This window comes from Frankia sp. AiPa1 (assembly GCF_023243075.1).
Taxonomy (GTDB): domain Bacteria; phylum Actinomycetota; class Actinomycetes; order Frankiales; family Frankiaceae; genus Frankia.
The window spans coordinates 36,527-57,403 of record NZ_JALKFZ020000125.1 but is presented as its reverse complement, the minus strand read 5'-3'; the positions used below and the strand labels follow the sequence as shown (position 1 = coordinate 57,403).

At 70.4% G+C, this 20,877-nt stretch carries 18 protein-coding genes; 8 read left to right on the top strand and 10 right to left on the bottom strand.

Translation table 11 applies throughout. The features are described 5' to 3' along the window. Nucleotides 1-4: 4 nt before the first annotated feature. Nucleotides 5-1,660 (bottom strand): serine/threonine-protein kinase, encoded by a 1,656-nt coding sequence (locus MXD95_RS11160; protein WP_250640511.1) that lies wholly within the window; start codon nucleotides 1,658-1,660, stop codon nucleotides 5-7. Between the two features lie 652 nt (nucleotides 1,661-2,312). On the opposite strand from MXD95_RS11160, the gene MXD95_RS11155 reads away from it, so the two are divergent. Then, nucleotides 2,313-2,615: a hypothetical protein gene (locus tag MXD95_RS11155; protein ID WP_250640510.1), complete on the top strand. Its 303-nt coding sequence runs from the start codon at nucleotides 2,313-2,315 to the stop codon at nucleotides 2,613-2,615. Nucleotides 2,616-2,628: 13 nt separating this feature from the next. Here the strand turns inward: MXD95_RS11155 and MXD95_RS28915 are convergent, their stop codons facing one another. The 4 genes from MXD95_RS28915 to MXD95_RS11135 form a co-directional block, all read right to left on the bottom strand. Beyond that, nucleotides 2,629-2,946 (bottom strand): hypothetical protein, encoded by a 318-nt coding sequence (locus MXD95_RS28915; protein WP_308301479.1) that lies wholly within the window; start codon nucleotides 2,944-2,946, stop codon nucleotides 2,629-2,631. A gap of 270 nt (nucleotides 2,947-3,216) precedes the next feature. Next, nucleotides 3,217-6,039 carry a phosphoenolpyruvate carboxylase gene (ppc, locus tag MXD95_RS11145; RefSeq protein WP_250640509.1) on the bottom strand — a complete coding sequence of 941 codons (2,823 nt, stop codon included), beginning with the start codon at nucleotides 6,037-6,039 and terminating at the stop codon, nucleotides 3,217-3,219. 52 nt (nucleotides 6,040-6,091) lie between these two features. After that, a complete protein-coding gene (locus MXD95_RS11140; RefSeq protein WP_250640508.1) occupies nucleotides 6,092-7,108 on the bottom strand; it encodes a M56 family metallopeptidase in 1,017 nt (338 codons plus the stop codon). 43 nt (nucleotides 7,109-7,151) lie between these two features. Beyond that, the gene (locus MXD95_RS11135) at nucleotides 7,152-7,598 is read right to left on the bottom strand and encodes a BlaI/MecI/CopY family transcriptional regulator (protein ID WP_250640507.1); all 447 of its coding nucleotides are present in this window, start codon (nucleotides 7,596-7,598) and stop codon (nucleotides 7,152-7,154) included. Between the two features lie 647 nt (nucleotides 7,599-8,245). Here MXD95_RS11135 and MXD95_RS11130 point away from each other — a divergent pair. The 5 genes from MXD95_RS11130 to MXD95_RS11110 all read left to right on the top strand — a co-directional run bounded on the left by MXD95_RS11130 (nucleotide 8,246) and on the right by MXD95_RS11110 (nucleotide 14,069). Continuing rightward, nucleotides 8,246-9,988, top strand: a complete 1,743-nt coding sequence (locus tag MXD95_RS11130) for a cytochrome ubiquinol oxidase subunit I (protein WP_250640506.1) — start codon at nucleotides 8,246-8,248, stop codon at nucleotides 9,986-9,988. Further along, complete coding sequence (locus MXD95_RS11125; RefSeq protein ID WP_250640505.1) at nucleotides 9,985-10,977, top strand: cytochrome d ubiquinol oxidase subunit II; 993 nt, start codon at nucleotides 9,985-9,987, stop codon at nucleotides 10,975-10,977. The genes MXD95_RS11130 and MXD95_RS11125 overlap by 4 nt, the downstream gene beginning before the upstream one ends. Before the next feature lie 120 nt (nucleotides 10,978-11,097). Further along, nucleotides 11,098-11,883 (top strand): CPBP family intramembrane glutamic endopeptidase, encoded by a 786-nt coding sequence (locus MXD95_RS11120; RefSeq protein WP_250640611.1) that lies wholly within the window; start codon nucleotides 11,098-11,100, stop codon nucleotides 11,881-11,883. A 32-nt stretch (nucleotides 11,884-11,915) separates the two neighbouring features. Beyond that, nucleotides 11,916-13,484, top strand: coding sequence for a CYTH and CHAD domain-containing protein (locus MXD95_RS11115; protein WP_250640504.1), 1,569 nt, complete (start codon nucleotides 11,916-11,918; stop codon nucleotides 13,482-13,484). A gap of 381 nt (nucleotides 13,485-13,865) precedes the next feature. Then, nucleotides 13,866-14,069: a cold-shock protein gene (locus MXD95_RS11110; RefSeq protein ID WP_009740954.1), complete on the top strand. Its 204-nt coding sequence runs from the start codon at nucleotides 13,866-13,868 to the stop codon at nucleotides 14,067-14,069. Between the two features lie 88 nt (nucleotides 14,070-14,157). Here the strand turns inward: MXD95_RS11110 and MXD95_RS11105 are convergent, their stop codons facing one another. Together MXD95_RS11105 and MXD95_RS11100 are read right to left on the bottom strand one after the other, a co-directional pair. Continuing rightward, on the bottom strand, nucleotides 14,158-15,237 hold the full coding sequence (locus tag MXD95_RS11105; protein WP_250640503.1) for an aspartate-semialdehyde dehydrogenase: 1,080 nt from the start codon (nucleotides 15,235-15,237) through the stop codon (nucleotides 14,158-14,160). Nucleotides 15,238-15,267: 30 nt separating this feature from the next. After that, nucleotides 15,268-16,536 (bottom strand): aspartate kinase, encoded by a 1,269-nt coding sequence (locus MXD95_RS11100; RefSeq protein WP_250640502.1) that lies wholly within the window; start codon nucleotides 16,534-16,536, stop codon nucleotides 15,268-15,270. 129 nt (nucleotides 16,537-16,665) lie between these two features. Between MXD95_RS11100 and MXD95_RS11095 the strand changes: the two genes are divergently transcribed. Further along, the gene (locus tag MXD95_RS11095; RefSeq protein ID WP_250640501.1) at nucleotides 16,666-17,250 is read left to right on the top strand and encodes a TerD family protein; all 585 of its coding nucleotides are present in this window, start codon (nucleotides 16,666-16,668) and stop codon (nucleotides 17,248-17,250) included. A gap of 32 nt (nucleotides 17,251-17,282) precedes the next feature. On the opposite strand, the gene MXD95_RS11090 is transcribed toward MXD95_RS11095, so the two are convergent. Further along, a complete protein-coding gene (locus tag MXD95_RS11090) occupies nucleotides 17,283-17,726 on the bottom strand; it encodes a hypothetical protein (RefSeq protein WP_250640500.1) in 444 nt (147 codons plus the stop codon). 331 nt (nucleotides 17,727-18,057) lie between these two features. Here MXD95_RS11090 and MXD95_RS11085 point away from each other — a divergent pair, with 331 nt between their 5' ends. Next, nucleotides 18,058-18,669, top strand: coding sequence for a hypothetical protein (locus MXD95_RS11085; RefSeq protein WP_250640499.1), 612 nt, complete (start codon nucleotides 18,058-18,060; stop codon nucleotides 18,667-18,669). A gap of 19 nt (nucleotides 18,670-18,688) precedes the next feature. Here the strand turns inward: MXD95_RS11085 and MXD95_RS11080 are convergent, their stop codons facing one another. Both MXD95_RS11080 and recR read right to left on the bottom strand, forming a co-directional pair. Beyond that, a complete protein-coding gene (locus MXD95_RS11080) occupies nucleotides 18,689-20,128 on the bottom strand; it encodes an HNH endonuclease (RefSeq protein ID WP_250640498.1) in 1,440 nt (479 codons plus the stop codon). A 131-nt stretch (nucleotides 20,129-20,259) separates the two neighbouring features. Then, on the bottom strand, nucleotides 20,260-20,859 hold the full coding sequence (recR, locus tag MXD95_RS11075; RefSeq protein WP_250640497.1) for a recombination mediator RecR: 600 nt from the start codon (nucleotides 20,857-20,859) through the stop codon (nucleotides 20,260-20,262). Between the last annotated feature and the right edge of the window lie 18 nt (nucleotides 20,860-20,877).

Genomic DNA, 20,877 nt, shown 5'->3' with positions numbered 1-20,877 from the left:
ATCCTCAGCGGGTTCGGGCCAGGATCCCGGTGGGATTCGCGGTTCCGGGGATCGCGGAGGTGTAGCGCACCGTGCCGCCAGGCTGCACCTGCAACGTCACCTGGCCGCCGTGGGTGCACAGGGGCAGGCCCAGCAGGGTCGGCTCGCTGGTGCCGCCGCTGCCCGGGACGTCCACCAGGGTGATCCCGTCCGATGCCGAGGTCAGGCGCATGTCGGAGAGGCAGGTCACCTTCTGCCCGGTGGTGGCGACAAAGGCGTCGGTGCTGACCTCCGAATGGACGATCGTCTCGCCGATGCGTCCGGCGCGCACCGTCATATTCACATTCTGCGACAGGCTGGAGCTGTCGCTGATCACGCCCTGCCAGGTTCCCAGGTAGGCGTCCGGGACGGCGTCCTCACCCGTACGGGACGTGCCACCCGAGTCGCCAGGTGCGGTTGCCGCGGATCCCGGGGTCGACCGGGGCGGCGAGGCCGGGCCCGAGACCACGAAGCGATCAGACCCGGAGGTGCCTGAGGTGGCGCTCGCACCGGCGCCCGCTGTTCTGTCATGGTCGCCGGATCGGAGGCCGATGAGTAAGATCGTCAATACCAGCGCCAGGACCGGGACCGTTGCACCGGCGAACGCCAGACCAGTCCGGCGCGACCGCGGCTGCGATGGCGACGGCGCGGCGACCGGCATTGGGGGTGGTGCAGGGAGGCTGCCCGGGGGGGAGTGGACGACGAACGTGGACGGCACGGGCTGGCTACGGGTCGGGGCGTCGAGATCGAGGAGGGCGAGCGCGCTGCGGCTCAGGGCCGTGACCAGGTCCGGAGGTAACCAGCCGGCGGCCACCAACGCTGCCGCTCCGCCTGCGGCCGGGGTGGCAGGCGCCAAGCGGGCCAGCACCTGCGCCGGAGCCGGCCGCTGGCCGGGATCCTTATGCAGGCAGCGGGCGACCAGGTCAGCGAGCTCATCGGGTACCTGGGACAGATCCGGCTCGTGAGACAGGATCGCGTACATCAGCGCCGGCAGGCTCGGCGCGCGAAACGGCGGCTCGCCGGTCGCGGCATAGGCGAGGACGATGCCGAGCGCGAAGACATCGGTGGCCGGTCCGATCTCGCCGGTGCCGATCTGTTCCGGTGCCATGTAGGCCGGCGAGCCGACCGCCGCGCCGGTGTGAGTGAGGACGGTCGCGTCGACGGCCCGGGAGATGCCGAAGTCGATCACCTTCGGACCGTCCAGGCTCAGCAGCACGTTGGACGGTTTCAGATCACGGTGGACGAGGCCCGCGCCGTGCACCGCCATGAGTGCCTCGGCCAGGCCCGCGCCGAGCGCCCGCACGGTCCCGACTGGGAGGGGGCCGTGCTCCCGCACCGCGTCGTGCAACGACGGGCCCGGGACGAAGGTGGTCACCAGCCACGGCTGCTCGGCGTCCGGGTCGGCGTCGAGCACCGGAGCCGTCCACATCCCTGCGACGCGGCGGGCGGCGTCCACCTCCCGCCGGAACCGGTAGCGGAACTGGGGTTCCTCGGCGAACTCGGCCCGGATGACCTTGATGGCTACCGTCCGCCCGCCGCTGCTGCGCCCGAGGTAGACCCGGCCCATGCCACCGGCCCCGAGCCGGGCCAGCAGCCGGTAGTCACCGATCGACTCAGGATCGTCGGGCCGTAGAGCCTCCACCGCCGACGTCCTCCCGGTCTGGCTCGATCTGTCCAGAAACTCGCTGGCTGCCCAGAATACGGTGGGCCAGATGGGTGGACCCTGGTCGCCTAGCGTGCTGGTTGTTTCCGTCGGTGGTCGCCGGCGGCCTGCTCTGGAGGATGCCTCGTGCCTGGCCCGGGTTGCCACCCGGGTCATCGGTAGACCGGTCGGCCTGTCGGCTGGCGAGCACATCTCGTCCGCACAGCCTTGCGCTGGCCGCGCGTGGTCATCGGGTCACCGGAGTCGACCTGTCGATCGAGGCGATCGACCACGCCCGTCGTGTCGCCGGCGCCGTCATGACGGCGGGCTCGGCCTCGGCGACCGGCATGGCCGAGGGCGCGGTGATATGCGCTCGCGCCCGCGCCGGCATTATGGTTCCGGCGGTCGTTCGTGTGCCTCCCACCGAAAATGGGCAGCCGGCGGGAGAATCGCACTTTCCGGTGCGCGCGGAATAGTGTGCGGGGATCGCGATCGATGTCGGATGTCCGGCACGCAGGGAAAATCCTGCATTCGCTAAAAGCCGGATACATGCCTGTTGGCGCCCCAGCTTGACGGCGACCGAATACATCGCGGTAACCTCTCGCCGCGCGCCCAGCGCAGTCCCTGAACATCAGTGGAGAGGATCCCAGGAATGGCCCAGCAGCAGGAGCAGCAGATCGAGCAGCACCTCCGGCAGAATTGGCAGCAGCTTCGTTACCGCATTCTCGACCAGTTCGGACAGGTCAGCGCCTCGGACGTCGACAACGCGACCAGCGTTAACGACCTGGTCGCCCGCATTGCGGACCGCACGCACCACAGCGAGCGGTACGTCGAGAACCGCCTGCGAGAGCTGGTCGGCGTCGGTGCCGACCAGGGCGCCGGTCAGGGCGAGCGTTTCGGCGCCTCGCAGGGCAGCCAGAGCCAGCGCAACCAGCCGTTTGGCTCGCAGCAGTAAGAAGCTCGTCCGGCTACTCGGCGCGGGTGGTCTCGTAGGCCGCGCCGAGTAGCATCCGGATCTCGAGCAGCTCGTCGATCATTTTGAGGGTCGCCGGATCGCGCGGACAGCGTCGCAGCTCGTCCAGCATCGCGTCGGTTTCCTCGACGGTGGGAATGTCGTCGATTGAAGCCGCAATCTTGACGATCGTCTCCATGGCGTCCACCACCTGCCGGTTGGTCGTTTCGGTCGGTCCGGCGCAGTTTTCTGCTGAGCCCGTTACCTGTGAGCCTGTTACCTGCTGAGCCTGCGTGCGAAGCCGGATCGAACGCGTTGCTCCACGTTGACGCATGTCTGTTTTCTCGACATCAATCTCGTGTTAACTATCCGTTACAGGCGGTCCGTGCTGGCGCTCGCTGCGATTATCTGCACGGACCGTCAGCAGGACAGCGACCTGTCGGAAAGTATCCTGACATAACGTGATGGACCCCCTTCTCGGCTCGCGCTCCGCCGGGCCGGGCCGTGCTCCTCTCCGGTCGCCCTTGTCGCTCTGAACCCGTGACATACCCGCTCGCGCCGTCGGTGAAAGCGCCAGGTACCCAGCGTGACGTGGATTCAGGGCTCAGCCGGTGTTGCGGAGCCCGGCAGCGATGCCGTTGATGGTGAGCAGCAGGGCGCGGCGAAGCTGGGGATCGGCGTGCGGACCGGCGGCGCGGGCGCGGGCCAGCAACGAGATCTGCAGCGCGTGCAGCGGCGCGAGGTAGGCGTCGCGGACCTCGAGGGTGTGCCGCAGTGTGGGCGCGTGTTCCAGCAGCTCCCGCTGCCCGGTGACCGCCAGGACCTCATGGACGGTCCGGGCATGCTCGGCCCGGATCGTCGCGAAGATGGCTTCGCCGGAGCCGCCGGCCAGGGTGGCGACATAGCGCTGCGCGATGGCGAGGTCGGACTTGGCCAACGTCATCTGGACATTGCCGAGGAACGTGCGGAAGAAGTGCCACGACCGGTACATCTCGGCCAGCGTGTCGCTGGCACCCGCGGCGCGCGCGGCGGCAAGGCCGGTGCCCACCCCGAACCAGCCGGGCAGGATGATCCGGGACTGCGTCCAGCCGAACACCCAGGGGATGGCCCGCAGGTCGGCGAGGCCACCAGACCCACCGGGCCGCCGCGACGGCCGGGAGCCGATGTTGAGGTTGCCGAGTTCCTCCACCGGGGTGGCGGCGAGGAAGAACGGCACCAGCGCCGGGTCGCCGACGAACGCCTGGTAGGTGTGTCGGGCGGAGTCGGCGACGGCCTGCATCGTGGCGTCCCAGCCGGCGAGCACCGCCGGGGAGAGCCGGGACGACCGGTGCAGGATCGAGGCCTCCACGACCGCCGACAGGGCGGTCTCGAGGTTGTGCCGGGCGAGCTGCGGCAGGGTGTATTTGTCCGAGATGACTTCGCCCTGCTCGGTCACCTTGATCGTGCCGTCCAGGGTGCCGAACGGCTGGGCCATGATCGCCTCACCGCTCGGGCCGCCGCCGCGGCCGACCGAGCCGCCGCGGCCGTGGAACAGCCGCAGCACGACGCCGTGGCGCCGCGCCACGTCACGCAGCTCCCGCTGGGCCTTGTGGATTTCCCACTGGGAAGCGGTGATCCCGGCATCCTTGGACGAGTCCGAATAGCCGAGCATGACCTCCTGCACGTCCCCGCGCGCGCCGACGAGTGCCCGGTACGACGGGTCGGACAGCATCCCGTCCAGCAGCCCCCCCGCGGACCGCAGCTCCGTCACGGTCTCGAACAGCGGGACGAACCCGATGCGGGCCCAGGCCGGCTGCCCGGCCAGCCCCACCCCGACCAGCCCCGCCTCCCGCGCGAGCACGGCCACGGCGAGGACGTCGTCGACGTCCCGGGTCATCGAGACGATGTAGCTCTCGATGACGTCGCCGCCGAACCGGTCGAGCGCGACCCGGATCGTGCGCATCAGCTCGAGCGCGCCGAGCGCCTGCGGGGGCAGCGGCGGCGGCGCGCTGCCCAGCAGCGGGCGGCGCTTCGCGAGCTCACCGGAGAGCAGGGCGCGCCGCCCGGCCCGGTCGAGCTGGGCATAGGGCACGTCCAGCTCGCCGAGCAGGTCGTAGACGGCGCCGAGCGCGCCGTGGTGCTTGTCCGCGTGCTCGCGGATGTCCAGGGTGGCGAGCGCCAGGCCCATCGCGGTGGCGGTGCGGATGACCCGGAGCAGGGGACCGTCGGCGACGAGGCCGCCGTCCTTCGCCGCGAGCGAGGTGCGCATCACCGTCAGATCGCCGAGGACCTCGGCCAGGCCCGCGTAGTCGCGCCCCGCGACGTGCGGGCGGCCGGCGGCCAGGCGCTCCCGGGTCGCCGCGAGCCGGGCCAGGATGTAGCTGCACTTGAGCCGGTATGGCTCCGCCGCGTTGAGGCGGACGAACCGGTCGTACACCTCAGGGAGCGACTCGCGGTCGGCGGCCAGGGAGACGAGCAGCTCGTCGTTGACGCCCACCACCCGCGTCGACGCGGTGAGCTCCTTGATCAGCTGCTCGACGGACGAGGTGAGCAGACGGATGCCGAACTCGTGCTGGAGGGTGAGCACCTCGAGGGTGACCATGGGGGTGACGTTGGGATTTCCGTCGCGGTCGCCGCCCGCCCAGGAGCCGAACCGCAGCGGCCGGGCGTCGTCCGGCAGCCGGATCCCCACCCGGGCGAAAGCGAGCTCCAGCTCCTCGAGCAGGTCGGGCAGCACCTCGGTGGCGATCAGCTCCAGGTAGTAGGCCGCGGAGCGGGCCTCATCGGCGGGCTTGGGTCGTTCCACCCGCAGCTCGTCGGTCTGCCACAGGACGTCGACCATCTCGGCGAGCCGGCGGCCGAGCCGGTCGCGGTCCGCGGGGCGGGGCGCGCCGACATCCGGGCTGTCGGCGTCCAGCAGGTCCGCGATGCGGCGCAACGTGTCGAGCACCGAACGGCGGCTGGCCTCGGTCGGATGCGCGGTGAACACCGGACGCAGCTCCAGGCGCCCGGCGATGGAGCCGACGAGCTCCCGGTCGAGCAGGCCCGCCTCCAGCGCCTCGCTCATCCGCCCGAACGTCTCGGCCAGCGGGCCCTGGGCCCGGTCGGACAGCTCCCGGGACCGGTAGAGCTGCTCGGTGATGTTGGCGAGCTGGAAGTAGGCGGTGAAAGCCCGGGCCAGCACGATGGCCGTCGGGTCGTCCACCGTCGCCAGCAGGCGGGCGAGTTCGGTGCCGTTGTCGGGCCTGCGGGCCAGTGCCCGCACCTGCTCGACCAGCGCGAGCGTCTCGGCGCCCTCGTGGCGGGTCAGTGCCTGCCCGAGCAGGTCACCGAGGCGGCGCACCCCGGCGCGCACGGCGGCGTGCCGCGCATCGGTGGAGACGCCGCCGGCGAAGGCGCCCGGATCCGAGTCTCGTTCGTCCAGGGCTGCCGTATTCTGATCGGCCATCACACCGCCTCCGAAATGGGTCGTTCGGATGTCGTGAGCCTGTCTCGGCAAGTCAGCCGATCAGAACGATCAGCGATGGGGTCGCGAGCACCACGAGTGCGGCGAGGTAGCCGGCGAGCGGCTGCCACCAGCGCACCCGCGGCGGGTCGAGTAGCCGGGCGATCCGGGAGACCACCGGGTTGGTGACCCCACGGGACGAGCTGACCCCGACCGGCCCGACGCTGGAACTGATCGGATGGCCGAGAACGCCCAGCGCGCCGGCGGGTACCGGCGTCCGGGTGACGCCGATGCGGGCCAGGGCGCGGGCCAGCGTGTGCCGACTGGTCTGCCGCCCAGCCGCGTCGTCGGCGAGCATCTCGACGAGCAGCGAGACGGCCGCCGTGGCCTCCCGGGCCGGTCGCAGGAACGGGAAGGTGCGTTCCCAGGCGACGAACGGCTGGATCACCAGGTCGTGCCGGCCGGCGACGTGCGCCGCCTCGTGGGCGAGCACCGCGTCGAGCTCGGCTGCGTCCAGGGTGTTGAGCAGGCCGCGGGACACCACGACCCGGGCCTGACGCACCCCTGGTACGCAGTACGCGACCGCGACCGGGTGATCGAGGATCCGCAGCCCGATGCCGGCCCGATCGCGATGCTCACACAGGCAACAGGATGCCGGATGGCCATGGCGGCGGTGCCGGCGGCCGGCCAGGTCGACGAGATGCCGGTGCCGATGACGTTCGCGCAGAGTGGCAGCCGTGGAGGCGCCGAGCACACCGAACAGCCGGCCGGCGAGCGCCGTGGCGAGCGCGAGCCCGACGAGGTTGGTCCAGCGCAGCCCCGCGAGCGGCTCGCCCGCGGCGACGTTGGTGACATGGTCGGCGATCGCGGACGGGGTGCGGCTGGCCAGTGGCGAGACGGTGAACGCGATGGCCGCCAGCAGGGCTGAGACGCCACCGGCCAGCCCGATCGCCTGCCAGAGCATGATCGCCGACCGCGGGCATCGGTGCGGCCAACGCGCGGCAGCCAGCAGGCGTGGTACCGGCCAGGCCAGTACGCCCGCGAACAAGGCGAGGAGTGCCGCGATCGTCATATCTCGCGCCACGCTACCCCCGCACCGGCCGAAGCTGAACTGTTTACTTCGGGGTGGTTGAGCCCACGTCGCGGCCCTCGGCAGCACCTGGCGTCGGGCTGGTCCCGATGGGCTCCGCCGTCGGCGGGACCACGCTCAGGGGATCAGCTTCCAGCGCCCGCCGGAGAATCTCCGCCTCCTCGGCGGAGACGGACCCGACGAAGCGGACGAGGGCCGAACCCCGGTCATCCGCCGTGCCGAGCGCCTCCATCATCGCTTCGGCGACGACGGCCTCCCGGCTGTCGGCGGCCGCGTAGCGGTGGGCCCGCGCGGCCCGCTGCCGGCGCACGAAACCCTTGCGTTCGAGCCTCTCGAGAACGGTCAGCACGGTGGTGTACGCGAGATCGCGCTCGTGGTCGAGCCGGGCGGCTACTTCACGAGCCGTCAACCACCCGTCGCTGGACCACAACACGTCCATGACCGAGCGTTCCAGTTCACCCAGTCGCGCCATGGGTCAATCCTACGTCGCGTAGAAGTTTGCCGTCGCGAAACACCGAACCTCGTGGGCGAAGGTTGCGTCACAGCGGTGCTGACCTCGGCGTCTGACGGATGGAACGGCACGGCGACCGGACCGTGGCAGCCCGTGGCGGCCCGGGGTCGGGTCCACGTCCGTAGGCGAGGTCACCCGGTCCGCATGGCCCGAAGGTCTGGCCGCGCCAGCCCCGGCCCGGCCCATCCGGCCCATCCGGCCGGTCCGGCCATTCGCTCCGCCCGCTCGCTGGGGGCTTGAATTCGCCGGGAAGTGGGATTTCTTTACAGAAAAGTAATACAACCGGCCGGGCCATCTGGCCCATGCGCGAGGTTCGCGCGAAACACTCTTTGGTGCCGCCCGACCGGTGGAAATCGACCAGGTTCACCCAGGTTCGAAGGAATCACACCCGGCTCGGCCTGGAAATGTCGTCCCGGTCGCGTATGCCAGTGGTGGGGGCGTGCGATGCGCCGTCCCGCCGGTCGGCGTCGACCCTGTTGTGGACCTCACTGCGGCGCGTCGGGCCGACCGGATCACCCGATACGTACCTTGGGACCTTCTACGTTGGGTAGAAGGTCGGCTGATTCCCGGTCGATTTCTCCCCGCGGTCCTTCGAAGGAGCCGTGCGCATGGTTCTCGCCGCCGACGCCATCGACCTTGCTCGTGCCCAGACGGCGTTCTCCCTCGCGTTCCACATCTGCTTCGCCGTGTTCGGTGTCGGCCTGCCCTGGATGCTGCTCTACACCGAGTGGCGCTGGCTGCGTACCGGCGATCCGGTATGGCTGGCATTGACGAAGAAGTGGTCCCGTGCTTTCGCCGTGCTCTTCGCGGTGGGCGCCGTCTCGGGAACAGTGTTGTCGTTCGAGTTCGGGCTGCTGTGGCCCGCTTTCATGTCCAAGTACGGCGGTGCCCTCGGGCTGTCGTTCACCATGGAGGGATTCGCGTTCTTCACGGAGGCGATCTTCGTCGGGATGTACCTGTACGGCTGGAAACGTCTCTCGGCCCGCGCGCACTGGCTGACGTTGTGGCCGATCGCGATCTCCGGGACGATGTCGACGCTGTTCATCATCACGGTCAACGCCTGGATGAACACCCCGCGGGGCATCACCGAGCGGAACGGCCACGTCATCGCCGAGAAACCGTTCGCCCCGTTCACCAGCCCGTCGTTCGGTCCGCAGCTCGTCCACATGCTGCTCGCCGCGTTCATGTGCGCCGGTGGGATGGTCGCTGCGATCTACGCGGTCGGCATGCTGCGCGGGCGCCGGGACGCATACCACCGTCACGGCCTTGCCATCGGGCTCACGGCGGTGCTGGTCGCCGCCCCACTGCAGCTCATCGCCGGTGACTGGGCCGGCCGCAACGCCGCCGACCACCAGCCGCTCAAGCTCGCCGCGATGGAAGGGCTCTACCACACCGGGTCGAACGCCCCGTTCACGATCGGTGGGATCTACGACGACAAGACCGGCGAGGTCCGCCACGGCCTGGAGATTCCGGGGATGCTCTCGCTGATCGAGGGCTTCAGTACGAATCACGTCGTCACGGGCCTTGACTCCGCCCCGCCCGACAAGCGGCCCGATGGCGCACTCGTGCACGGCGCGTTCACGGTGATGATTGTTGCCGGTTCGGCGCTGATCATGCTGTCGCTGGCGACCGGGACCGCCGTCCTACGGCGCCGGCGCCGGGCGGAGACACCGCTGCTGCCGACCGGCCGGCTCTGGCTGCTGGCCGCGGCCTGTACCGGCCCGGCAGCGATGCTCGCCATGCTTACCGGCTGGGAGGTCACCGAGGGCGGCCGGCAGCCGTGGATCGTCGGCGGCCGGATGAAGGTCGCCGACGCCGTCACGGGCAGCAACGGTGCGGCTCCGATCTTTGCCGGTACCTTGACGCTCTACCTTGGCTTGGCCGGTGCCCTCATCCTGATCCTGCGCCGGATGGCCAGCGGCGGCGCCAGTGGCGAGCAGCTGGTACCGGGCCGCTCCGGCGGGCCGACGACACCCAGCGCCCCGCGCCCGCGCGACGGCGGCCAGGGTGGCTCCGGACGTCCGGATCGCGACGGCGGCGAAGGCACCGGCAAGGGTGGCGAGGACGACGGGCGCCGCGGCTCCAAGGAGTCCGCTCCCGCTGCCGAGTACGACCCCGCTGCCGAACACGCCGCCCGGTACGCCCTCACCCCTGCCGGTGCGCCCGCTCCCACCGCCAGGCCGAGTGCGTCCGGCGGGTCCGGCGGGTCCGGCGGGAAGGACCAGCCGGCGAGGACGTCGGCCATCCCACGCCCGCGGCATGAGGCCCACCACACCGGACTCCGTTTGTTCGGCCGACCGGCCGGACGCCACGCGGCCTCCGGCCGCTCGACTGACGGAGAGTCCCGATGACGTCCGCCGACCTGCTCCTCGTCGTCATGGTGATCGGGCTGACCGCCTATGCGCTGCTCGGCGGTGCCGACTTCGGCGGCGGCGTCTGGGATCTGCTGGCCCGTGGCCCGGACGCCCGGTCGCAGCGCCGGCTGATCTCCCACTCGATCGGGCCGGTGTGGGAGGCCAACCACGTCTGGCTGGTCTTCATCGTCGTCGCGCTGTTCAGCGGCTTTCCCCCGGCCTACGGCGTGGTCGGTTCGTCGCTGGAGATCCCGCTCGCGGCCGCGCTGGTCGGCATCGTGCTGCGCGGCGCCGCCTACGTCTACCGCGCGTACGGCGCGGGCGCGGCGGGTCCCGACCACTGGTGGGGGCATGTCTTCGCGGTCTCCTCGACGATCACTCCGTTCGCGCTGGGCGTGACCGGCGCGGCGCTGGCCACGGGGAAGATGTCGGCCTCCGACCCGATGGCACCGCTGCGCAGCGTCTTCGGGCTGGGCTGCGGCCTGTTCGCCGTGGCCGCGACCGCGTTCCTCGCCGCCGTGTACCTGTGCAAGGACGCAAGCGCCTCCCCGGTCTCGGCACATCTGGTGCCGGTGTTCCGCCGCCGGGCGTTCGGCGGCGCGGTCGTCTGCGGGGTGCTCGCGCTGATCCTGCTGCCGCTGTTCGCGCACGAGGCGCCGGTGGTCGCCCACCGGTTCGGTGACCGGTCGGTGCCGCTGGTCGCGCTGTCGGCGTGCGGCGGGGTCGCCGCGCTGGTGGCCCTTGGCCGGAACCAGTTCGTCGCGGCCCGGATCGCTGCCGGACTCGCCGTCGGCGGGATGCTCTGGGGCTGGGCGATCGCCCAGTACCCGGACCTGATCGTCGGGCAGGTCACCGTCGACGACGCCGCGGCGCCGTCGACGAACATCCACGCGATGCTCTACGCCGTCGCCGGTGGTCTGGCGATCGTCCTGCCACCAATGATTGTCCTGTATCGCCTGTTCACTCGGCCTGAACCGGTCGAGTGAACCCCGTCTGATCCCCGTCTGATCCGCGACGCGGCCGGCCTGGCGTCACCAGCCGTCAGGCCGGCCGGCGGCGTCGCCTCCAGCGTGGGCTACCGTCAAACGGTGACGGACGCCGCGACGATGCCGGTCGTCGCCGGTGCGGACGGGCCGCCCACGAGACGGCAGCTCACCGCCGAGATCGGCGTCATGCTGGGGATGTCGTTCGCGGCCTCGGCGCTCTACGCGATCATCCGCTATGTCGGCGTGCTGACCCGCCCCGGGCCGGTGCGGTCCCAGGTGGCCCAGCTCAACGGCTCGGCGGCGCCTGGGCGGCCCTGGCTGGATCTTGCCCTGCAACTGGCCGATGTGCTCACCGGGGTGATGCCGGTCCTGCTCGCGCTGTATCTGCTGTCCCGGCATGGCGGCGGGCGGCGGGCGATCGGGCTGGACGGGCGACGCCCCGGCTCGGACGTCGCCTGGGGGGCGCTGATCGCTGCCGGGGTCGGCGGTGTGGGCCTTGGCTTCTACCTGCTGGCCTGGCACAGCGGCGCGAATCTCACCGTCGCGCCGTCCGGCCTGCCGGACGTGTGGTGGCGGATCCCCGTCCTGGCGCTCAGCGCCTGGCAGAACGGTCTGGCTGAGGAGGTGGTCGTCACCGGTTACCTGCTGGTCCGGCTGCGGGAGCTGGAGGTGGCCCCGCGAGGGGCGCTGATGGCAAGCGCCGTGCTGCGTGGCTCCTACCACCTCTACCAGGGACTCGGCGGCTTCTTCGGCAACCTGGCGATGGGCCTGCTGTTCGGCCGGTTGTTCCAGCGCCGCGGCCGGGTGTTGCCGCTCGTCGTGGCGCACTCGCTCATCGACACCGTCGCCTTCGTCGGCTATGTGCTGCTCGTCGGGAAGGTCTCCTGGATCCCAGTGCCACGTTAAGGTGAACGAAAGGAAAACGAAAGGGGCTGGCCATGGCGGTCGCCGTCCGGGAGATCGAACGTAAGTACGCCGTCACACCGTCGTTCGTCCTGCCGAAGCTGGGCGCGGTCAGCGGTGTGGCCACCGCCCGGACCCGCCGCACGGTGACGCTCGAGGCCACTTACTACGACACGGACGACCTGCGCCTGGCCCGCAATCGGATCACACTGCGTCGGCGCACGGGCGGCTCCGACGCCGGCTGGCACCTGAAGCTGCCGGTCCGGGTCGGCCAGCGGGACGAACTGCAGCTTCCGCTGGACGCCGGCGGCGGCCAGATCGAGCCCGCCCTGGGCACACGGCCCACTCCGCCGGCCGAGTTCGTCGACCTGGTCGCCGTCTACGCACGTGGAGCCCAGCTGCGACCGGTGGCCCGGCTGCGCACGCTGCGCACCGCCCGCCGGCTGCGGGATGCCGGCGGCGCGGATCTCGCCGAGGTCGTCGACGATCAGGTCTCCGCGCAGACCCTCGGCGCGTCCACGACGGTGAGCAGCTGGCGGGAGATCGAGGTGGAACTCGTCGATGGCGGGCCCGAGGTGCTCGACTCGGTCGGCGAGCTGCTGCTGGCGGCCGGCGCGCGGGCCGCCGCCGACTCCTCCAAGCTCGCCCGGCTGCTCGGCCCGGCGCTGGCTGCCGGCCCCGGGCCCGACCTGCCCACCGCGCCCCGCCGGCTGCGGCGCAAACGGCCCGCGGGCGAGGTGGTGCAGGCCTACCTGGTCGAACAGGTGCGTGCCCTGCTTGCCGCCGACCCCCGGGTACGTCTGGACGAGCCCGAGGCCGTTCACCGGATGCGGGTGGCCTGCCGGCGGGCTCGCAGCGCACTGCGGATCTTCGCACCGCTGTTCCCGGCCCAGACGATCACCCATCTCGACACCGAACTGCGTGATCTCGCCGCAGCGCTGTCCGGCGCTCGGGACGCCGAGGTCCAGCTCGCCTACTTCGACGGCCGGGTCGCCGACCTGCCGGCTGCCCTCGTCGCCGGGCCCGTGCACGCGGTGGTCCGCGCCCATCTCGACGCGGGCATGGCCGCCGGGCGGGAACAGGCCCTGGAGATGCTGCGCAGCGACCGCTACCTCGCGCTCGTCGACAGCCTGATCGAGCTGGTCCGGGCGCCGCTGACCAAAGCGGCGCGCAAGCCCGCCGGCACGGCGCTGCCGGTACTCGTCGGCCGGGCTGATCGTGGACTCGCCCGCAGGGTGGGCGCGGCCGCGCGGCTCCCGGTCGGGCCCGATCGGGACGAGCTGTTGCACACCGCACGCAAGCAGGCCAAGCGGCTGCGCTATGCCGCCGAGATCGTGAGCCCGCTCTACGGCGCGAAGGCCAGCGACCTCGCCGACGCCGCCGCGCAGGCCCAGGAGCTGCTGGGCATCCATCAGGACGCCACGGTTGCCCGCGACCTGCTGCGCGACTGGGGAGTCGCGGCCCAGGCGGAGGGCGATGCGACGGCCTTCACCCTCGGGGTGCTGCTGGGCCTGGAGGAATGTCGTGGCCGGATGGCCGAGCGTGACTTCTTCGATGCCTGGCCGCAGATCTCCGCGCCCCGGCACCGCCGCTGGCTGCAGTAGGGGAGCCTGGCGCGACCCTCGCGCGGGTGTGGCCTCGACTGTGGTCGACGGGAAAGTCTTCAAGAGATCACCTGTTTGGGTGCCACGTCTGGGCCACTACGCCCCCTAGGCCGGCCGCGAACCGGTGACCCTGGGAAATGCCCTGCCAGCCCGCAGGATTGCGGGATGACGTTGCCCGACCCGGCCGCGGGCCGACCAGCGGCGTTGTTCTGTTACCGGGGCATGAAGTGGACTTCCTTGCTCGGAGGACTCCCGCGAAGGCCTCCATCCGTGTAGCGTCATCCCTGGCCGAAGTTCGCCAGGAACTCTTGTGGCTTCCCGGCATTCGGCCCGGGGCCCGCGCGGTGTGGGTCCTGACTGCACCAGCAAGGAGAACGGCACGTGGCTCAGGGCACGGTGAAGTGGTTCAACTCGGAGAAGGGCTTCGGCTTCATCTCCGTGGACGGCGGCGGCTCCGACGTCTTCGTTCACTACAGCGCCATCCAGATGGACGGCTACAAGGCACTTGAGGAGGGCCAGCGGGTCGAGTTCCAGGTGACCCAGGGTCAGAAGGGTCCGCAGGCCGACGCCGTCCGCGTCGTCTGAGCCACGAGAGACTTCATAACCAGCCCGCCCAACGGGTACTCTGCTGGGCGGGCTGGTTATATTCCGGACCTGAATTGCTTAAAGATTCCTAAGAAAGCCCCGAAAGGCGTCCGACGAGCAGCTCGGCGATCTGCAGTGTGTTCAAAGCCGCGCCTTTGCGCAGGTTGTCGCCGCAGAGGAACAGTGCGATCTCGTTCGGATCGTCCGGGGACTGACGGATACGGCCTACCCAGGTGGGATCCGTGCCGACCACGTCCGACGGAGTCGGGTACTCGCCGGCCGACGGATTGTCGACCACCTCGACGCCGGGCGCGGTGAGTAGCACCTGGCGGGCCTCGTCGGCAGTCACCGGCCGGGCGAAGCGGGCATGGACCGCGACCGCATGCGTGGTGATCACCGGTACCCGGACGCAGGTGGCCGAGACCCGCAGTCCCGGCAGCCCAAGGATCTTGCGAGACTCATTGCGGACCTTGAGCTCCTCCGACGACCACCCTCCATCCTTGAGCGACCCCGCCCACGGCACGACGTTGAGCGCCAGCGGCGCCGGGAACGGTCCGAGCCCGTTCTCGCCCACCGCCTTGCGTACGTCCCCGGCGCTCTGACCGAGCTCCCGGGTGCCGCCGACCGTGGCGAGCTGGTCGTACAAGGCGTCAATGCCGGCCTGTCCGGCGCCGCTGGCAGCCTGGTAGGACGCGGCGAACATCGACTCGAGGCCGAATGCCCGGTGCAACGCGCCGAGAGCGACGATCATCGACAGGGTCGTGCAGTTCGGGTTGGCGATGATGCCCCGCGGCCGCTGCGCGATCTGCTCGGCGTTGACCTCGGGCACCACCAGCGGAACGTCGTCGTCCATCCGGAAGGCACCCGAGTTGTCGACGGCCACCGCGCCGCGGGCGGCCGCGACCGGCGCCCACGCGGCCGACACCTCGTCCGGGACATCGAACACCGCGACGTCCACCCCGTCGAAGACCTCCGGCGCCAGCGCCCGCACGACAACATCCTCGCCGCGGACCCGTACCGTCCGCCCGGCGGAGCGGGCCGACGCGACCGGCCGGATCTCCCCCCAGACGTCCGCACGCTCGGCGAGCAGCGACAGCATCACAGTGCCCACCGCCCCCGTCGCGCCCACCACCGCGAGCGTGGGCCTGGCCGCGCCGTCGCCTGCCATCAGATTGCTCCTGTTCATCCTGAACCGGCCCTATCGTCCTGAGCCGGCGTACACCACAGCCCCGCCGTCGGGGTCGCCCAGCTCGAAGGCGCCGTGCACGGCGCGCACCGCGGCGGGCAGGTCATTGTCGCGAACCACCACCGAGATCCGGATCTCCGAGGTGGAGATGATCTCGACGTTGATGCCGGCGTCGGCGAGCGAGCCGAAGAACCGGGCCGAAACCCCCGGATGCGACTTCATACCGGCGCCGATCAGCGACAGCTTGCCGATGTGGTCGTCGTAGAGGGTCCGTTCGAAGCCGATCTCACCCTGCACCTTGGCGAGCGCGGTGAGCGCCGTGCGCCCGTCGGCCTTGGGGAGCGTGAAGGAGATGTCCGTGCGCCCCGACCCGGCCACCGAGCCCACCTGGACGATCATGTCGAGGTTGACGTCCGCGTCGGCGACCGCCCGGAACACCGCCGCAGCCACGCCGGGCTTGTCCGGGCAGCCGACGACCGTCACCTTCGCCTCGGAGAGATCGTGCGCGACGCCGCGGATGATGGCCTGCTCCACCAGCTGTGCCTCCGGAATCTCGATGACCCACGTGCCCGGCTTCGAGGAGAAGGACGAGCGGACATGCACGGGGACGTTGTAACGGCGGGCGTACTCGACGCACCTCAGCATGAGGATCTTGGCGCCACAGGCCGCCATCTCCAGCATCTCCTCGTAGGAGATCCGGTCGATGCGGCGGGCGTCCGGGACAATGCGCGGATCGGCGCTGAACACGCCGTCCACGTCGGTGTAGATCTCGCAGGCATCGGCCGACAGCGCCGCGGCGAGCGCGACGGCGGTCGTGTCCGACCCGCCGCGGCCCAGGGTGGTGATGTCCTTGGTGTCCTGGCTGACGCCCTGGAAGCCGGCGACGATCGCGATCGCGCCCTCGTCCAGCGCGGCGCGGATCCGCCCCGGGGTGACGTCGATGATCCGTGCCTTGCCATGGGATGAGTCGGTGATCACACCGGCCTGGGACCCGGTGAACGAACGGGCCTCCGCCCCCAGCGTCGCGATCGCCATTGCCAGCAGTGCCATCGAGATCCGCTCGCCGGCGGTCAGCAGCATGTCGAGCTCACGGGCCGGCGGCAGCGGCGAGACCTGTTCGGCCAGGTCCAGGAGCTCATCGGTGGTGTCGCCCATCGCGCTCACCACGACGACGACGTCGTTGCCGGCCCGGCGCGCCTCCACGACCCGCTCCGCGACTCGTTTGATGCGGTCCGCGTCAGCAACGGAGGACCCACCGAACTTCGCGACCAGGAGCGCCATGGCAGCCAGGTTACCGAGCAGCCAGGTGGACGTCGCCCGTGTCGTCCCGGCGACGGCAGGCTGGGCGGATCCGACTGGTTGTGCCAGGGTGACGGAGAGCAGGTATACCCCCAGGAAGGACGATCAACAATGGCAGTCAGCCTTGCCAAGGGTGGCAACGTCAGCCTCACGAAGCAGGCGGCGCAGGCCGGAAACACCCAGCTCACCTCGCTGAACGTCGGCCTGGGCTGGGATGCGCGCACCACCACCGGAACGGATTTCGACCTCGATGCCTCGGCGATCGGCCTCAAGCCGGACGGCAAGGCGCTCAACGACAGCTACTTCATCTTCTACAACAACCTGGCCTCGCCGGACGGAGCGATCACGCTGACCGGCGACAACACGACCGGTGAGGGCGAGGGCGACGACGAGTCGTTGATCATAAACCTGCCGGCGGTCCCGGCCGACATCGACCGGATCGTCGTGCCGGTGTCCATCTACGACGCGACAAACCGGTCGCAGAACTTCGGCCAGGTGCGCAACGCGTATATCCGCGTCGTCGACCAGACCGGCAACGAACTGGTCCGCTACGACCTGTCCGAGGACTACTCCACCGAGACCGTGGTCATCTTCGGCGAGGTGTACCGCAACGGCGCCGAGTGGAAGTTCCGGGCTGTCGGCCAGGGTCACAACGACCTGGGCGGTCTGGCCCGCGACCACGGCGTCAGCGTCTGACCCAGACCGAGAACCGCCCCGCCTCTAGCCCCCTAGCCGGCGAGGCGGCGTAGCAGTAGGGCGCCAGCCGCGGTGAGCGTCGCCGCGGTGGCCACCTCGCGGGGCAGCCGGTCGCGAGCCTCGTTCTGGATCCGCTCGTGGAAGCGGTCGAACCGGCTCGGCCACGGGCTGGTGCCGACGAAGTACCGACCGACCTTGTCGGTATCGGGCAGGCAGGCGCCGGTCATCCCCGCGAGCACCGCGAGGCGACGCCCGGACGGGGCCGCCGCGGTCAGCAGCGCCATCGCCGCAAGTCCGGCCACCCCGTCCCGGCGTGCGATCGGCAACCACTCCGGCTCTGTGTTCGGGCCCGTTCCCCAGTGCGGCAGTGCGTCCATGGCGAGATGCGAGACGAAGCCCGCCGCCAGCGCCCCCACGGGATGACGGATCGCCATTCCCACGAACGCACCCGCGGGAACATGCGAACTGATGATCATTCGGTCTACCTCCCGAGTGCTTGCCGCCTAGCTTGCCGCCTCCGCCTCGAGACACCGAGCGCGGGGGGGCCGCGTCGGGCCGAGTGTCGTGCAGGTGCGCGCGCCGACGCGCACGCACCTGCGTGAGCGCGTGCGCATGATGGACATTTGGCCGCAGGGCGTAGCATCTGGGTGCGTAGCGCATCGACCTGGTGCTTAATGCTGGATGTAGCGCCGCCTCGCACCGAGGTTGAGTACACAAAGTAATCAATCTTGCGGAGGGTGATCGAGGCTAGGAGGGATGCCAGATGACGGATTTCGCACCACGCGGCCACGGCAGCTAGCGGCCTGGATGGATCGGCGGATCCGTGACCTACGCCCGGAACAGGTGCTCACCGCCGCGGATTTCGCGCCGGATCTCCCGCCGGGAGCGGTCGTCTCCGTGGCCTGGCGCCTGGACGGAGCTGGCCGGATCATCGGGGGGTCGCTGCCCCGCGGCCATCCCCACGGCGGGGCGTGGGGAAAACGCGTCCTACGCGGTGAAGGCGTCTGGCCAGCGGAAATGTATCCGTCGGACCGGGAGCTCACCGAGGAGCTTGATCTGGTGGAACCGAGCGCTGACACCGGGCCGGCGCGCATCGTCGTCCACAGCCCGCTGCATGACATTCCTGGCCTTGTCGACCAGCCAGGCCTGCCCACGGACGGGCGGGCACGCCTGATCGCCGGCCTGCGTCGGGACGCGCGGCAGATCCGGATCCGGGCCGGCGGGCGGATCTGGTGGATCCGTGCGACGCGAATGTTCGGGGTGCGGGTGATCCGCGACCACGGCGTGGGCGTCTACCACACCTCTGGCGGCCACCAGGCGGTGTTCAGCGCTGAAGCCGATCATCTGGACGTCAGCGTGGTGCTGCTGACCCTGGGGTCGATCCCCAGCTCCGCCTACGCGCCGATCCTGGGCTTCTGACCAGCCTTCCACCGTCAAGCTATGCGATGAGGCCGTACGTTTTGTCGAGGTCGGGGATGGCATTACGGTCGATGGTGGGGAAGAGGATGGGCCCAGGCATGCTGGTGATGGCCTGTCCGTCCGGGGCTCGGACGGTGACCGAGCCGTCGTTGTGGCGGCTAACGGTGAGATACTGATCATGGATCGCCCGGTGATGCGTGCCGCAGATGAGCAGCAGGACCTCGACGTCCGTGCGGCCGTTGCCGGCCGCCCACTCGTCGCAGTGGTGGATCTGAAGCCATTCAGTGTGATCGCAGCCAGGGAACTGGCAGGTCCCCTGGTCGCGGGCGTAGACGGAGTCGCGTAGCCGGCCGCTGGGCAGGCGGTGACGTCGCCCGAGGCGCAGCGGGTTGTTCTGCCCGTCGGTGAGGAGTGCGCGGATGAGGGCGTCGCAGCCGAGGCGCGCGACCATGCCGGCGGGAAGTCCGAGATTCCACCTGCCGACGGAAGCGATGCCGGATGGCAGCTTGTTCGGCCGCTCGACCGGCTCGTCATGCGCCTCGGAGCCGTCCCCCGCCTGGGACTCGTGCGGACCCTCGACCTCGCCGGGTGCGGTGATGTGGAAGGTGAGGGTATGGGGGGAGTTCTGCAGGTGGGGCGCCTGGTAATGGAAGAAGGCCTCGGCGAGGGCAATGAGAGCGTCGGCGTCGCGTGCCTGCCCACGTGGGGCGTGGACGATCTCACCGTCCTCGGGCGGACCGGACGGGGCGGGCGCCGGGTCCTGACTGGGACGTTCGCCTGGAACGGTGCGCTGCCCGGTCTCAAGGCTGGTGCGGGCGGCGTCGAGGGCAGCAAGCAGAATCACGGCATCGTCCGGGGCAAGAGTGGCGACGATCTGGACCATGCCGTCGTTGGTCGAGCGAATCGCGAGCTTGCGCGCGGCGCGCAGCTTGGCCGGATCCGCGTCACGCTGACGTTGGCCGCGGATGTGCTGTTCCAGCTTGCCGGCGGACATGCGGCGGGCGTGGTCGAGCCAGTCATGCTCGTCGTTCGGACCGGCGATCCGGGTGATAGCCCGGACCTTGGAAAAGGACAGTTCGCCGGAGGCGAACGCGGCCCGGATCGTTGGCAGACTCTCCAGGGCGTGAGCGGTGGTGAGATGCTCGCGGGCAGTGCGCAGATCCAGACCGCAGCGCCAGGCCAGCCAGTGCGCGCAGGAGGACATACCGAGGCCGGCCCAACCCTGGCGCCGGTCAAAGGCCGCAATCATCGCGAGCCAGGTGCAGGTGGCGGAGGCCAGTCGCGCGGCCCACCGGCAGATCGTTTCCTCAACCTGCTCCAGAGGAGCGTGCTCGGCGTCGAGCTCATTCGGGTTGCACGGGGTTGCGGTTGTCATGGTCATCACCGGTTCAGGGGTGAGGGACAGTTCGACCTTGCAGATCGAGTGTCCCATCCCGGGCCGGTCCTGTCTGCGGCTCACGCCGACTTTTTCGAACAAATTTTCGAATCACGACCCGCCTTGGCGTGTTGCGAACGATCAAGGTGTTCCGCGGAACCGTGCGGCAGTCTGGCTAGCGGGCCAGGTCCAGGCGCCAGGTCCAGGCGCCGGGGTCAGGCGCCGACGACGCGGCGGCCCTCGAAGGCTCGGCCGAGTGTCACCTCGTCGGCCCATTCCAGGTCGCCGCCCATGGGCAGGCCGCTGGCGAGCCGGGTGACCCGCAGGCCCATCGGGCCGATCTGGCGGGCGAGGTAGGACGCCGTCACCTCGCCCTCGGTGTTCGGGTCAGTGGCGAGGATGAGCTCTGTCACGGAGCCGTCGGCGAGCCGGGCGATGAGTTCACGGATGTGCAGGTCGTCCGGGCCGACGCCGCCGATCGGGTTAATCGCTCCGCCGAGCACGTGGTACCGGCCGCGGAACTCGCGGGTGCGCTCGATCGCGACGACGTCCTTGGGCTCCTCCACGACGCAGATCAGGCTCTGGTCGCGGCGCGGATCGGCGCAGATCCTGCACAGTTCGGCTTGCGCGACATTGAAGCAGGTCCGGCAGAACCGGACCTTCTCCTTCACCTCGGTGAGCACCGTCGCCAGCCGGCGCACGTCCACAGGGTCGGCGGACAGCAGGTGGAACGCGATCCGCTGGGCGCTCTTCGGCCCGATGCCGGGCAGTCGCCCAAGCTCGTCGATGAGGTCCTGGACGATGCCCTCGTACATCGGTGCTCCTGTCCGTCA